Raw genomic sequence first — 14815 nt, forward strand, 5'->3', positions numbered from 1 at the left:
GGCACCGGCCCTGGACGCCCACCCGCGTCACACCCCGGCACCCCGTGCCCCTCGGGCGCGACCGCGGTCCGTGCGACCCCGCGCGGGTACAGCCGGCCCGGCAGTCCCGGCATCGGCCCGAACATCTCCTCCGCCCGTGCCGGCAGGGCCGCCGAGCCGCCCGGGCGGCCGCCGACTTGGAGGCCACCGACTTGGAGGCCACCGACCGCGCGAACGCGAACTCATCTGCGGTGAGGGCGGGTTCACGGGGCGGCGGCCGGAGGATCATGCCTGCTTGACCGCCGGGGTCCGCGCGGTCCAGCCCACCACGGCGCTCAGGAGGATCACCAACGGCACCAGGACGATTGCCGTCCTGCTCCCCTGGACCACGGCGAGGTGCGCGAAGACCGCCGCTCCCACAGCGCCGCCCGCCATGTCCAGGCTGGTGAGCCAGGACATCGTCTCGGTGATCTCGCCCTTCCTCGCGAGGTCCCCTCCCACCGTACGCAGCGTGCCGAAGACAGAACCGATGACCAGTCCCGCCACCGGACAGAGGAAGAGGACCGCCAGCGGGGAGAGCCGGGTGGCCAGCGCCAGTGTGCCGACTCCCGCCGCGAAGACACAGAGCAGCACCGAGAGCTTGGGGCCGCGGGCCAGGAGGTTGGGCATGGCGCCCAGGGCGAGGCTGCCCAGCACGCTGCCGACGGACAGGGCCCCGATGTATACCCCGGTGAACACCGCGGCGTCGTACTCCTTGGCGTAGATCGGCAGTATCACGTCGGTCGCGGTCACGGCCAGGACGAAGAGCCCGTCGGCGATCAGCAGGCGCCGCAGGGGCGCGGAGGTCAGCGGTCCCAGCCAGTGCCGTCGCCTGTCCGGCTGCGGTGAGGCCGGAGTGTCGAGCAGGAGGCACACCACCAAGGTGGTCAGCACCACGATGACCACCAGCGGCGCGGCACCCGAGAACGACAGGCTGAGCCAGCCGGCCAGCACGGGGCCGGTGACCAGCGCGGTGCCCATCATCGCCGAGTCGAGGGCCATCGCGGTGTTGAGCATGGCCTGGTCGGCGGCGTTGTACCAGACGGTCCGCATCAGGACGGCGATCGGTGGCGCCGTCGCCCCGAGGGCCGCCGATGTCACGAGGACCCAGGCGGTGGGCCCGTGGTCGGACACCACCAGGATCAGCAGGCCGGTCGCGACCCCGTAGCCGGCGAGACAGCCGAGCAGCACCACGCGGGGGGAGTGCCGGTCGATGAGCCGGCCGCGCAGCGGGGACGTCACACACGTGCCGACCGCGAGGCAGGCCACGGCAAGGCCGGCTGTCGTGTACGAGTACGCCCGGCCCACCATCAGCAGCAGGCTCAACTCGACCATGCTGTTCGGCAGTTTCGACGCCATGCCGACCGCCACGATCCGCCAGAACCCGGGCACCTTCCTCAGTTCCCGGTAACTGTGCAGCGGACCGCGCGGGGTCGTCTCCCGTAAGACTTCGGGCTCGGCAGACATCCTCTGGGCTCCTTGCTCTGTGGTGCGGCGGGCATCCGACGGCGGGGCCGGTGGGGCGTTACGGCTCTCGGGCGTCACGTGCGGTGGGTTCGCGCGGTACGTCGTGTGCCGGTTCCCCGACGCCCCGAGACCGTCCGGCATGCTCCGAGTCCGGGGACAGCGGGGCAGGTGCGGCGTCCGGTCCGGGCCGGTCGCCGGGAGGCAGCAGTCGCTTCAGGACCGGGCCGGTGGACATTGTAGTGAGCACGGCCATGGCCACGAGCAGCGTGTAGCGGGTGCCGTCCAGCAACCCCATCTCGCGGCCCGCGGTCAGCACGATCAGCTCGGTAAGCCCGCGCGTGTTCATCAGGGCACCGATCGCCGCCGAGTCCCTCGGCGTCATCCCGCAGAGCCGGGCGGCCCCGGCCGCGGCGAGGAACTTGGCGGCCACGGCGGCGGCCAACAGCACAGAGAGGTCGAGGAGTTGGGACGGACCCAGGCTGGACAGGTCCACGTTCCAGCCGGCCACCACGAAATAGACCGGCATGAAGAGCCGGCTGCTCAGCGACCCCAGGCGCTGCCGCAGCCGGACATCCACCTTTTCCGGCAGCCCGCGCCGGGCGCTGGTCCGCACGATGCCGAAGACGAAGGCGCCGAAGATGAAGTGCAGCCCCATCCACTCGGTGGCGGCACAGGACGCGAGCACTCCCACGAACGTGACGACCAGATCGGCCTCGCCGCTCGCCCTGCGCATGAGCGCACGGAGGGCCGGCCGTACGACGCCGATCATCAGGATCAGGTACGGGACGAAGCAGAGGAGGCGCCAGGGTGCGCCGCTGCCGCAGAGCAGCATGACCGCGCCCAGCAGCACCCACGCGAAGATGTCGCAGAGCGCGGCGCTGGCCACCCCCAACTGCCCCAGCGGCGTTCGGGAGAGGCCACGGTCCTCGACGATTCGGGCGAGGACGGGAAACGCGGTCACCGACAACGCGATTCCCATGAACATGACCTGCGGCAACCTGCTCGCCGAGGATTCGCCCGGCCCCCACCACAGGGCGAGACCCGCTCCCACCGTGAACGGGACCGCCATCGCGCTGACGGCGATGGCGAACGAGGTACGCCGGACCGAGCGTTTGGCGGACCACTCGAACTCCGTACCGAGCGCGAACATGAACAGGGCGAGACCGATGTCGGCGAGGGCACTGAGCTCGCTCCGTACTTCCATCGGGAAGAGGGCCTCGGTGAACGACGCGTGCAGCAGCGTGGGCCCGAGGAGGATTCCGGCCACGATCTCACCGATGACGGCGGGCTGGCCGCACCGTCGCGCCACGGTGCCACCTACCCATGCCAACCCGGCGATCAGTGCGACGTCGAGGAAGAAAGCTGTGATCTGGCTACTGGACACGTCAGACAGGTCCCGTCCGAATTCAGATGAAGAGGGCCGGGCGCGCGTTCCTGCGCGCGGCCTGGCCCTTCGGGAGCGGCGCCGCGCCGCGGCGCCGCATCCGCACCTCCAGGTCGGCAGCCGGCCTTACATCATCGACTGCGCGGCCTTCGCCTCCGGGTCCTCCCACCAGCGGTCGTTGCCGATCAGCGGCTTGTCGAGGTCACGCTCGCCGGCCCAGGTCATGTTGAGGATGGTGCGGGCCGCGCCGTCCTCGGTCAGCGGAACGGTCCGGTGCAGCGTGGTGTCGGTGCGCTGGAGGTAGAGGTCCCCGGTGACGAGGCCGTGCGTGTCGATCCGACGCTCGCAGAGGGTCTCGTTGATACGGGGGTCGGTCTTGTCCCAGTGGGTGTGCGGGACGGCCTGGAGCATGCCGCCGCACGAGATGGGAGGCATCCGCAGGGCCCAGATGAGGGCGAAGCTGTAGTCGCCCCAGTGCCATCCGTGGGTGTCCGCCTTGAACTCCTGGTGGGTGATCAGGTAGCGCTCGTCCTCGGAGACCTGGGGAATGACGGGCTCACGGGCCACGCGCCCGAGGAAGCCGAGGAACGACTCCGACGTGGCGATGGTGCGGATGAGCTCGCTCTGCTCGATGTCCTCGCTCTTGACCACACTCATCTTGCGCGGGGTGTTGCCCGTGGTGCGCAGCAGCAGGTCCCGGCGCTCCTTGTGCTCGCCGATCAGCTGGTCGGCCTCCGCGCGGACGGCGGTCATTATCTCCTCGGGCACGAGCCGCGCGTCCTTGTCGAACTTCACCACTCCCTTGTGGTGGAACCGGTCCGCCAGCTGCTCGATGCGCTCAGGGGTGTAGTTCTCGGCCAGGAACTTGCCGAGTGTCTCGTCGATCTTGCTGATGTCCATGCTGAGTCCTTCTTCCTGCGCTGATGGGATGGGATCGCGAGAACCGCCCGGGAACGGGGCGGACGCAGTCAGACGGCCGGCGTGTCCGGCGTGATCTCCAGGTCGACCATGGCCCTGATCTCCGCGAGCACCCGTACGACCGATTCCTGGTCCGGGCCGGAGACCCAGGCGCCCAGCGGGATCGACAGGATGTCGCGGGTGAGCGGCACATGATCGCCCGGCTGGTAGGAGACCAGGACCTTGTCGACACCGGGGTGGTTTTTGACCTGCTCCAGGCCGTGCATGGCCACGAGGGTGCCGGGGCCGACCTCGTTGTGGATGGCGATCGCCCCGAACATGGCGCGGCTGTTGACCGGCTTGTCCATGACGGCGGGTCGCCGCCCGAGGTAGCACTCCAGGGTGTCGTGGAACGGACGGATGTCCGTGAACTCCGACCACTGGTCGGTGGCGGGGCCGCCGGGGAGCCGGGCGGCCACCTCCATCAGGAAGACGCCGTCCGCGTTGACCTTCACCTCGGTGTGGCTGGGACCGCGGTGCACCCCGAACGCGGTGAGTACCCGGACGACGTACTCCTCGATCCTCGCCCAGTCGGGATCGTCCGGCACGGCCTGGACGTTGTCCCAGAGCGGGAAGTCGTAGTCCCGGTCGTCGGGCCTGCGGTACTCCCACATGTCGATCACCCGGTGGTCGCCGTCGCTGCTGAAGGCGTTGACCGCGAACTCGCGTCCCCGGATGTACTCCTCGACCAGCCAGGCGTCGACCGTCCAGCCGAAGTAGTTGGTCCTGTCGACGACTTCGAAGTTCTCGGCGCTCGCGGTGTCGGGCACCAGCGTGGCGCCGATGGAGCCGGCGCCCTCGCGCTGCTTGACGATGACCGGGTAGCCGATGCTCTCGGCGGCCTCGCGGACCTCGGAGGGGTCGTGCACCAGGCGGTAGGCCGGGATACGGAGCCCTTGCGAGGCGGCGTGGTCGCGCATGAGGGCCTTGTCGTGCCTGGCCCGTGCCAGCTCGACGTCATTGCAGGGCAGGCCCAGTTCGTGCGCGATGACACCCGCGAGGTGCACCCCGGACTCCGAGCCCGGGACGACGGCCTTGATCTCCTGGTCGAGCCCCGTGAGAGCGGTCAGGACCTCAGCCGCCTCGGTGGCGTACAGGGAGGCGTCGTCGCCCTTGGCGTGGTCCGGCCAGGTCGCCCTCAGGTCCGCCGGTTCGTTGGTGAAGAGGGACACGACGTCCATGTCCATGTCCCGGACCGCCTGCTTGTAGCCCGCTCCGACCGACACAGGGTCGACCAGGAGAACGGCCGGCTTGCGGTTGCTCAACTGCTTTGCTCCTTCGGGAGAGTGCTGCCGGGGCGTGGTCCGTCCGACCCTCACTGGCCGGCCGCGGTCAGCAGATCGGGGTGGTGGCGGGCGATCAGTTCCGGGAACCCCCGGGTCAGGCCCTTCATCACGTTGTCGCCGTAGCAGGCGAACAGCGGATTGTCCGGGTCGACGACCACACCGCCCGCCTCGCTGACGTGGCGGCTCGGGAGCGGCCGCATCGACGCTTCGAGGCGAGGGCTGTAGAAGAACGGCATGGAGTACCGGTCGACCCCCGGCGCCGGGCGGACGACCCGGTGGACGGTGGCCCTGAGATAGCCGCGCGTGGCGACCTCGAGGAGTTCGCCGAGGTTCACCACGAACGCGTCCGGGACCACCGGCACGTCCACGAAGTGGTCGTCCTCGACGGCCACTTGGAGCCCGCCCACATCGTCCTGGACCAGCAGGGTGAGCAGCCCGAGATCCTTGTGGATGCCCGCTCCCTGGTCCGAGGGGTCGATGTCCACCGACTCGGCGGGACCCGGGTAGTGCAGCAGCTTGAAGTGGACCTGTGGATCGGGATCGACGACCGTGTCCAGGAAGTCCGCAGACGTCTCCAGCGACTCGAGAATGAGGTTGAGCAGTCGGTGGGAGACGCCCGTCAGCTGGTCCATCCAGTCGATGACGGCGGGCCGCAGGCCCGGCAGGCCGGCCGGCCACTGGTTGGGGCCGACCAGCCAGCGATACGCCGGCTCACCCGGGGCCGGCCGTCCGCCGGGCCGTTCGGGCCCGATGTCGAGCTGTTGGCGCTGATCGGGCACACCGCGTGTCCGTTCCCGGCCGAGCTCGGAGTAGCCGCGGAAATGAGGGGAGTTGAGGATGTCCAGCTCGCGGCGCTCCTGATCCGGCAGCGCGAAGAACTCCCGGGACAGGTCCAGCAGTTCGGCCGCACCGGTCACGCCGTGCCCGACCAGCTGGAAGAAGCCGATGTCGTGGACGGCCCGTCGTAGACGGTCCAGGAACTCGGCCCGTGCCTCAGGGCCGCGTTCGGCGTCCCGGAGGTCGATCACAGGAAACGTGTCTGACATGAAGGTGTTCCACTCTCTTGACGCGACGACGAACTGACGTTGCGCAGGCCGTCCGCGGGAACCGACCGGGCCCGGGAATCCCACGGCGGCCCGATCACTGCCGGGACTTCAGACCCCGCGCGCGAGGGACAGCAGCTCGGACCGGGCGGAGCTGTCCTCGGCGAACACCCCGTGGAACGAGGTGGAGGTCATCAGGCCGACGGTCTTGATCCCGCGCATGGTCATGCACAGGTGCTCGCCCTGGCCGATGACGGCGACGTCCGGTGCTTCGGTGATGCGCATGACGTCTTCCGCGATGCCCGACACCAGACGCTCCTGGACCTGCAGCCGGTGGGCGTGCTGATGAGCGATCCGGGCGAACTTCGACAGCCCGAGCAGCTGTTTGGCGGAGCGATAGGCAATGGTCAGCGAGCAGTTGAAGGGCAGCAGGTGGTGCTCGCACAGCGACCACACCTTGATGTCCGAGACCACCACCATCTGCCCCGAGGACGTCGTCTCGAAGAGCGTGTCGATGGTGCCGGGGTGGTAGTTGGTGAACTCGCGCCACCAACGCGCGTAGCGTGCCGGCGTGTCCCGGAGACCCTCGCGGTCCGGGTCTTCACCTATCTCCGTGAGAAGTGCCCGGGCCAGGCCCTCGAGCGGATCCGGCACGGCCTCTTCGGCGATACCGGGACGGACGGTAAGGACCTCATCCTCGATCATCTTGTCGAGCACCCTCAGACACCCCTCTTCTGTCCCCAGACCAGAGTGTGCAGCCTGGTTGTGGTGTTCCAGCCACGGTCGATGACGGTGGATACCAGCTTTTGCATGTGGCCGTTTACCTCTTCGCTGGTCTGCCCCTCCGGCATGATCCAGACCGAGGTGATGCCGAACGCGTCCGCCACTTCGGCCACTTCGTCGAGGTCGGCCAATTCCCGGCAGACGAACTTGAATGTGCTGGAGGGAAGCCGGGCCAGGCTCCGCAGGGCATCGGGAACGATGCGCTGTTCGACAGGATCTCCCGCGTGCGAAAGCTTCGGGGAGACGTTGAAACGTACGCCGGCTTCGATCAGACGCTCGTCGGGAACCCGCGTGCCATTGGTCTCGATCTCGATCTCGACGCCGTTCCGCATCAGTTCATCGACGAGCGGAACGAGTCGATTCTGCTGGTTGAGAGGCTCTCCGCCGGAAATGACGACCAGCTCGACACCGTAGGCGAGCAGTTTCTCCGCGACCGTGCCGACCGGCATCCGGTGGAGTTCTTTCTTGGGGTCGAACTTGATTCCCGTGTCACTGGATCCTGTCCAGTCCCAGGTGTACGGAGTGTCGCACCACCGGCAGGAGAGATTACAGCCGCCCAGTCGCACAAATGCACATCGACGGCCGATCGAGCGCCCTTCGCCTTGAAAGGCGCTAGGTGGGGCCGAAGATCTCATTGACTACAAGCTCCGGTTCCACAAGGCACCACCCCCTTCACTGAATTCTGTTGCAGGTGACGTGCACGATGGAGAATCAGGGACGGTATTCGGCCCAGGTCTTCGGCGTCTCGGAGACGCGTACGGCTGTGAGTTCCGGATAGACCGTGTACCACTGCTCATAGATCCACACGGCGAGATTCTCGGCCGACGGATTCTGTTCCTTCACCACGTCGTTCAGGTGCCGGTGGTCGAGGAATTCGTCCATCCACCCTTTGAATCCGGCCAGATCGCCGTAGTCGCGCACGAATCCGGGTGCGGTGAGCTGGTCCCGCTGGGCGCTCAGCTCGATCTCCACCTGGTAGTTGTGGCCGTGCAGGCGACCGCACTGGTGTCCGTCGGGCAGGCCGTCCAGCTGGTGGCTGGCCGAGAAGGCGAACTGCTTGGTGATACGGAGAGTCATCCTCTGTTCCCTTGGTAGGTGGTCGGGTCGTCGACTCCGGCGTCGGTGAAGGCTTCCTGGCGCTCCCAGCAGGCCGCGCAGCGGCCGCAGTGCGCCTCTTCGCCGCGCAGACACGTCCACGTCCGGGTCCACGGGACGCGGAGCTGTTCGCCGAGCAGGACGACATCGCTCTTCTGCAGCCCCGCCAGCGGAGCGAGCAGGTCGAGTTCGGGATGTGCGTACCCCTTGGTCGCGAGTCGCTCCATGGCGATGAAGGAGTCGAGGAAGGCGGGGGTGCTGTCGGGGACCGACGTGGCGTCGCCGGCCATGATGCCGATCGCCACCGCTTCGGCCTTCTCCACGACCGCGATCGCGAAGGCGACGGCGAGCAGCAGCGCGTTGCGGTTCGGCACGATGTTGGGGCTCTCGCCGTACCCGTCCCAGGTCTGCTCGGGCACATCGACCGTGGGGTCGGTGAGCGAGGAGCCGCGGAACATGGCCCCAACGGCGCTCAGGTCCGCGATCTGGTGCACCGCTCCGAGCCGCTCGGCCGCAGCCGCGGCGAAGTCGTGCTCCTTGCGGTGGCGCTGGCCGTAGTCGACCGACAGCAGGTGGACATCGTTGCCCTGCTCCTTGAGCTGGTGAGCCATGGTCACGGAATCCATGCCACCGGACACGATGGCGATGATTCTCGGCACGGTGCTTTCCCCCAGGATTCGATGGTGGGTGGTGCGAACTGCTGCTCTCTGGTGTCAGGAGAGCGGGACGCCCGTGGCCGTCACCGCCGCGGCCGCCTCGTCCAGGGCGGCAGCGCAGTCCTTCTCGGTCTCGGCAACGGCGATGACCAGGGCGTAGCGCGAGCGCGCGTTGTCCACGGGCGGGAGCCAGAGCTCCCTGCCCGGGTCCGCCAGGGGCGTCACTTCATGGATCGACGCGGGCAGCTTGGCCTCGTCGATCTCGATGGACTCGAGCTTCAGGTCCCGCTCGGGGTAGAGGAAGCGGACGCCGGCCGTCGCCGAGCCGGTGGTCCGCGGGATGTCCGGCACCACGTCGGCGGCGAGGTCCGCGGCCACCAGCCCGATCTCCATCCCGGTGACGAGTCCGCCCAGGTAGGGGATCCGGTCGCCGCCGATCCGGGCATTGATCTCCACGACCTTCGGTCCGGCCGCGGTCAGCCGGAGTTCGGTGTGGGTCACGGTGTCGGTGAGGCCCACCGCGGTGTGGGCGTCCTGAAGGACCTTGAGCAGCGTCTCGTCGTGCAGGAGCGGGTCGTCCGCCCGGACGGTGTGGCCGACCTCCTCGAAGCCGGGGGCGTAGCCGAGCTCCTTGCGCGCCACGAACAGAGCGGTGACCTGCCCGTCGCGGCAGAGGGCCTCCACGCTGATCTCCGGCCCGTCGAGGAACTCCTCGACGAGGATGGGCGCTTCGGAGCGAGGTACCTCGTCGAACCAGATCCTGCCCGCCTCCCGGTAGGCCGCCTCCAGCTGCTGCGGCCCGGGCACGAAGGTCACGCCGCAACTGGCCGAGAGCGCACGGGGCTTGACCACCACGGGGTAGCCGATCCGCTCGGCGGCTTCCTGGGCCTGCGCCAGATCGGTGACGGCGATGGACTCGGCCTGCGGCACGCCCCTCTCCTTGAGGGCCTGGCGGCCGAGGTACTTGTCGCGGCAGGCGTTCACGGCCGCTCGCGGACTGGTCCGCAGCCCCAGCGCGGTGGCCAGCTCGGCGGCGGACTCGACGCGCGTTTCCTCATAGGTCAGCACGCCGGCGAAGCTCTCGGTGCGCGCGCGGGCGATGTCGGCCATCGCCGGGGCGTCCAGCGTGTCGACCACGGTGTACCCGTCGATGTACGGCTTCTCCCAGGAGGGCGGCGCGGGGCACAGGAGGTGCAGCCGGTACTTGGTCACGATGGCCCGCAGCACGTACTCGCGCCATGTCCGGCCTCCGCTGCCCACCAGGAGCAGGAGCGGCTTCTCGGGCGTCGGCGCGCCGGCGGGTGTGGGGTTCGTCGTCATGTCTGCTCGTTTCCTTGGTTCTTCTGTCGGAGGGACGTCATGAGGCCGGCCGGGACTCGGGCGGGGCTGGCCAACACTCCTGGTGTCAGCCCTGAACCGGGTCTCCCGCGGGGTTGAGCGGCTCGACCTCGACCAGGAACCGGGCCACGGCTTCCCGTGCGTTCCGCAGCGCGCTGTCCGCGTCCTCGCCGACAGCGAGCGCTTCGCCGTGCCGGTCGGCGGAGCTGCGGACCTCGGAGATCACGTCACCCACGGCCGCCGAGAGCGAGGCGAACTGAACTCCCTCGGACGTCCGGGCCTCCGTCTCGCCCCCGGCGGCCGTCACCCGGCCCTGCTCGGCCGTGAGGAACCAGATGGCCGCACCCCCGGCCAGCGGCTTGTGCGACACGTCCGCGCGCTCTCCGGACAGCCAGGAGAAGGTCATCTCGTGGATGTCGTATCCCGCCACGATCCGGATCAGTTCCACGATCGCGTCGCCCCCGGGACGGGTGTGCGTCTCGACGAGACCGGGGCCTTTGGCCGTGAGGATCAGTTCGGTGTGGGCCGGCCCTTCCTCCACGCCGAGGGCGGTCAGGACGGCCTTCGTCTCGTCGGTGAGCATGGTGTGTTCCTCGGCGGTGATCCGCGCAGGCACCACGTGGCCGATCTCGACGAAGCTCTCGGTCTTGAACTTCTCGGTGACGGCGAGGATCTGGTGCTCACCGGCGGCACTGTGTGTCTCGACGCTGAATTCCCGCCCCTCCAGGAACTCCTCGGCCACCCAGGGCGCCGCACTGTCGGAGGAAGCGTTCCCGGCGGACTCCAGCCCGGCGGCCACGTCGGCGAGTTCGGTGGCGTCGGAGATGATGCGGACGTCTTCGCTCGCGCTGCCCCGAGTGGGCTTGAGGATGAGCGGGAAGCCGTTCGACGTGACGAATTCCTCAAGGTCGAGCCGATTGCGGATTTTCGCGGACGCAACCTGGTGCACGCCCGTGTCGCGCAGGATGTCCCGCATAAGAGCCTTGTCGTTGACGGCGGAGACCGTGCGCAGTGGATTCGATTTCAGGCCGAGTTCATGATTGATCCGTGCGGCCGTCTCCAGGTACAGGTCGCCGGCGGTGTACGCGATGTCGAACGGAATGAGTTCCCGCAGCGCGATGGCGGCACGCAGGGCGAGTTCGGGAGAGAACTCAGGGAAGAGGAACGCCGCGTCGACCAGTTCGTGATGCCGTGCGGTCATGTCGGTCTTGGGGCCCACGTAGATGACCTGCAGACCGGAGTTCCGGGCTGCCTCGAGTGCCTCGGTCCGCTTCCCTCCGACAAACAGCACGCTCTTGACAGCGGAAGTTCGCATCAGTAAGCCCTCCGTTAGGGAAACGCCGGCGGCGATAGGTGGACTGCATCGGGGTTGCCGATACAGAGGGGGTGGCCGCAACTCCCGTTCGATGGAGGTGCCGTTGCGTCGGAACCGGCTGCGGCAGGACGTACGGTGGACCACCGACCAGTCGGGGACTGCACGGCGTGCTCACCCCGGTAATCATCACGTGGCTGGTGCGGTGTTATCCACTGCCGTCTTTTACTCCCAAAAGACAGCTGGGTTATTCGCTGCCTCACGGAGGAATGAGAAGGAGGCGCGACGATACGGTTCCCGGGTGGTGGGAGAACCGTATCGCCGCGCCTGGCCGAAGTCGTCCGCCGTTCTCAGGCGGGTACCTTCACCTGCTCAATGAGGGAGATGGCCGACTCCTGGCTTCTGGGAGCCGGGCCGGGGGAGTGGCCGACGGGCCTGAAGATGAGGATGCACAGACGTGCTCCGGGGGAGGACAGGGGCTGTGCCACGCACATGTTGATCGAACCCGGGCCGAGCCGGGCATGCAGCAGGGGGCGCTCCACCTCATAGGGGTGGACGACCACGCCGGCCGATTCGTAGAGCTGCCCAGCGGTGGGGTCCGCGATGACGGTCGATTCGAGCCGGCGCAGAACCTCGTCCTCGGGGCGGGCGGCCAGGTCGGCGCGCAGAAGGGACAGGAGGTGTGGCGCCCAGGCGGTGGTCCAGTTGGAGAGCAGATGCCGGCCGTCGAACAGCATCCACTGCATCGTGTTCGTGGGGCATTTCCCGGGAGGGAAGATGTCTTCGAACGGCTGGTTGTGGGCAAGGATGTTCCACGAGGCGCTCATGACGCATGCCGCGTGGGAGATGCCCTTGACGGCGTCGTTCCAGAGGTGGGGAACCTGTTCGCCGGACTGTGGAGTGAGAGGACAGGGTGGATCGCCGATGCCGGCGTAACGGCACAGCGTGATCCATTCCAGCTCGGAGAGGCCCAAGAGGCGAGCGAGGTCGTGCAGCAGGTCGACGGGAGGGTTCCTGTACTTCCCCGACTCAAGACGCTGGTAGGTTCCCGGGCCGCGGTTGAGCAGGAGATCGACTTGATGCTGGGCGAGTCCGGCCGCGCGCCGGCCCTTGCCGCTGGGGCGCCTGAGCCCGTGGGCTTCCGGTGCCACCGAGGCTCGTCGTTTTGTCAGGAGCACCCGCAGTGCTTTCGCGTTCATCGTAAGTTCCACATGTGTTACCGACCCCCGTGAGTCGTGGTGTGCGGTGGTGCTCGGTGCATGGTTCGGACCTGGGACGTCGAGGTGCGGCGTCCAGGTCCATCTCGGCTGGTGGAACGGCTGGTCAGGCGTGGTCCGGTGCCGTTGGCGATATCCGCAGGGGGTGTCATGCCCCTGTGTGGGCGTAGTCATAGTGGTGCCAGTTCGTGGTCATCTTGCGACGGAACGATCTCACAATGTGATCACTTGAGGGAGACTTGAGGTTCGCTTTGCATGTACGTGTGTGACCGGCCTTCCGTGGTCGGTGGCCAGGACGGGCCCCTACGCGTCTCCTGGCCCGCTCCACGGCAAATGCCCGCTCACCAGCGCAAGTTCAATAAGGCATGCCGTTCTTGGGTCAAAAAGCTGTGGGTGGATAAAGCGGTGCCGGTCGCAGCATGATGGCTGTGTCCGGGATCACGAGCGTGACCCTGATTCCGTGGGCTCCGGAGCCGGCCGCCCCAACGGGGGACGCCTCGACGGCGGGGCGTCATCCACGGCCGGGTGTCTCCTGCCGGACGTGGTGCGGGAACGGCGTCCTGGGCGCAGTGGTGACGGCACGACATTCCTCGGTGTGACAGTCCATTCGCGCAATGGACTGTCCGGAGTTCCCGTACGACCGCATTCCGCAAGGTGAAGGGACCAACATGCTCTCAGCCGAGAAGAACCAGATCCTGTCGGAAGTGGGGCCCGGTACGCCGATGGGCGAACTGCTGCGCCGGTACTGGCATCCGGTCGCGCCGATCCTGGAACTGAGCCGGCGAAGAGTCAAACCCGTCAAGCTGCTCGGCGAAGACCTCGTGCTGTTCCGCAAGCCGGACGGAAGCCACGGTCTGATCGCCCGCCACTGCCCCCACCGGGGCACCGACCTGAGTGTCGGATGGGTCGACGGCGACGTCATGCGGTGCCCGTACCACGGCTGGGCGTTCGACTCGGAAGGACGGTGCGCCAGCCAGCCGTTCGAAGAGGCGGGCCCGTCAGGAGGGTTCCGCGACAAGGCCGGCGTCACCGCCTACCCCACGGCCACACTCGGCGGTCTGATCTGGGCCTACATGGGCCCGGACCAGGCGCCGCTGCTGCCCGACTTCGAGCCTTTCAGCTGGGGTCACGGCTTCGTCGAGATCATCATGACCGAGCTCCCCTGCAACTGGTTCCAGTGTCATGAGAACGGCATGGACCCCGTGCACTTCGAGTGGCTGCACCTGAACGGCAACGCCGCACGAAGCAACCCGGATGACCCCGAGTACGTGCCCAGTCACTTGTCCATCGACTTCCTGGAGTTCGAGCACGGCTTCGTCAACGGCCGGGTCGTGGAGACTCCCGTCGTTCCGCCCAAGGGAACGTACGCGGGCACGAACGATGTGACCGAGGGTGGCATCCTCTGCCTCTGGCCCTACACGCTCGCCTCAGGAAACACGATCGAGTTCCGCGTCCCGATGGACGACCGGCGCACGCTCAACATCACGTGGCAGTACTCGGTGCTGCCGGACGACGTGCCCGCCGGGAAGCAGGAGCAGGACAGCATTCCGTTCTGGTACGGCCCGCTCACCGACCCGGTGACCGGCGAGATCCTCACCTCGCACACCGGGAACCAGGACTTCGCCGCATGGGTCGGCCAAGGGGTCGTCGCGGACCGGACCACGGAGAGTCTGGGGCGCAGCGACAAGGGCATCACCCTGTTGCGGCGCAGGTATTTCGAGGCGATGCAACAGGTCGAGAAGGGCGAGGACCCGCCGGGCACGGTGCGTGAACCCGAAGCCAATGTGAGGATCCCGCTTCCGCTCATGGGCAAGTCCCTCTACACCAAAGGGATGCCGCGCCCGGTCTTCGAGGAGAAGCTCGCGGCCCGGAAGAACAGCGGCCTGTTCGGGATCGGCGGATTCCTGACGGTCCAGGCGGGGCGTCCGGATCACCTGCAGAAGGAGTACGACGAGATCGCCGGCGTCGCTCGGACGCAGACGGCCGATGCCGATTGACAGCAGCCACGCGGAGTGTTCCCGGCCTGGCCTCACAGGGGAGGCCGGGGCCTCCGGTGCTTGGACGGTCGTCGGCCGCTCTCCGCACCCGATCGAGTGCGGAGAGCGCGCTCGACGCCTGTGAAGCCATCCAGCCGTCGGACGTCGGGAGGTCCCGACTCTCCGGTGAGCCGGGCCGGCACCCTCGGCCCCGGGCACCCCGGCGCGTGGACCGTTGGGACGAGGACTGGGACCGGATCGGACCGCTGTGGGGCCGGACGAC

Annotated in this window: 13 protein-coding genes; 1 reads left to right on the forward strand and 12 read right to left on the reverse strand. The window is 68.1% G+C overall.

The features are described 5' to 3' along the window. Positions 1 to 264: 264 nt before the first annotated feature. The 12 genes from OG780_RS35770 to OG780_RS35825 form a co-directional block, all read right to left on the reverse strand. Entirely contained in the window at positions 265 to 1485 is a 1221-nt protein-coding gene (locus OG780_RS35770) for an MFS transporter (RefSeq protein ID WP_328455194.1), read from the reverse strand. Positions 1486 to 1543: 58 nt separating this feature from the next. Continuing rightward, the gene (locus OG780_RS35775; protein ID WP_328455196.1) at positions 1544 to 2869 is read right to left on the reverse strand and encodes a cation:proton antiporter; all 1326 of its coding nucleotides are present in this window, start codon (positions 2867 to 2869) and stop codon (positions 1544 to 1546) included. Between the two features lie 126 nt (positions 2870 to 2995). Then, positions 2996 to 3769, reverse strand: a complete 774-nt coding sequence (locus OG780_RS35780; RefSeq protein ID WP_328455198.1) for a HalD/BesD family halogenase — start codon at positions 3767 to 3769, stop codon at positions 2996 to 2998. A gap of 68 nt (positions 3770 to 3837) precedes the next feature. Beyond that, a complete protein-coding gene (locus OG780_RS35785) occupies positions 3838 to 5091 on the reverse strand; it encodes an ATP-grasp domain-containing protein (RefSeq protein ID WP_328455200.1) in 1254 nt (417 codons plus the stop codon). A 50-nt stretch (positions 5092 to 5141) separates the two neighbouring features. Further along, on the reverse strand, positions 5142 to 6158 hold the full coding sequence (locus OG780_RS35790; protein WP_328455202.1) for an isopenicillin N synthase family dioxygenase: 1017 nt from the start codon (positions 6156 to 6158) through the stop codon (positions 5142 to 5144). 108 nt (positions 6159 to 6266) lie between these two features. Next, positions 6267 to 6860 (reverse strand): GTP cyclohydrolase I, encoded by a 594-nt coding sequence (gene folE / locus OG780_RS35795; RefSeq protein WP_328455204.1) that lies wholly within the window; start codon positions 6858 to 6860, stop codon positions 6267 to 6269. Positions 6861 to 6874: 14 nt separating this feature from the next. Further along, positions 6875 to 7573: a 7-carboxy-7-deazaguanine synthase QueE gene (locus OG780_RS35800; protein WP_328455206.1), complete on the reverse strand. Its 699-nt coding sequence runs from the start codon at positions 7571 to 7573 to the stop codon at positions 6875 to 6877. 76 nt (positions 7574 to 7649) lie between these two features. Next, positions 7650 to 8015, reverse strand: coding sequence for a 6-pyruvoyl trahydropterin synthase family protein (locus OG780_RS35805; RefSeq protein WP_328455208.1), 366 nt, complete (start codon positions 8013 to 8015; stop codon positions 7650 to 7652). Continuing rightward, a complete protein-coding gene (locus tag OG780_RS35810) occupies positions 8012 to 8692 on the reverse strand; it encodes a 7-cyano-7-deazaguanine synthase (protein WP_328455210.1) in 681 nt (226 codons plus the stop codon). Before OG780_RS35810 ends, OG780_RS35805 begins: the two co-directional genes overlap by 4 nt. Positions 8693 to 8746: 54 nt before the next feature. After that, the gene (locus OG780_RS35815; RefSeq protein WP_328455212.1) at positions 8747 to 10009 is read right to left on the reverse strand and encodes an ATP-grasp domain-containing protein; all 1263 of its coding nucleotides are present in this window, start codon (positions 10007 to 10009) and stop codon (positions 8747 to 8749) included. An 85-nt stretch (positions 10010 to 10094) separates the two neighbouring features. Further along, positions 10095 to 11342, reverse strand: coding sequence for an ATP-grasp domain-containing protein (locus OG780_RS35820; RefSeq protein ID WP_328455214.1), 1248 nt, complete (start codon positions 11340 to 11342; stop codon positions 10095 to 10097). 347 nt (positions 11343 to 11689) lie between these two features. Next, the gene (locus OG780_RS35825) at positions 11690 to 12538 is read right to left on the reverse strand and encodes an MmyB family transcriptional regulator (RefSeq protein WP_328455216.1); all 849 of its coding nucleotides are present in this window, start codon (positions 12536 to 12538) and stop codon (positions 11690 to 11692) included. A 686-nt stretch (positions 12539 to 13224) separates the two neighbouring features. Between OG780_RS35825 and OG780_RS35830 the strand changes: the two genes are divergently transcribed. Beyond that, entirely contained in the window at positions 13225 to 14553 is a 1329-nt protein-coding gene (locus OG780_RS35830; protein ID WP_328455218.1) for a Rieske 2Fe-2S domain-containing protein, read from the forward strand. Positions 14554 to 14815: the final 262 nt, after the last annotated feature.

The sequence above is a fragment of the Streptomyces sp. NBC_00386 genome, assembly GCF_036063235.1.
In the GTDB taxonomy this organism is placed as follows: Bacteria; Actinomycetota; Actinomycetes; order Streptomycetales; family Streptomycetaceae; genus Streptomyces.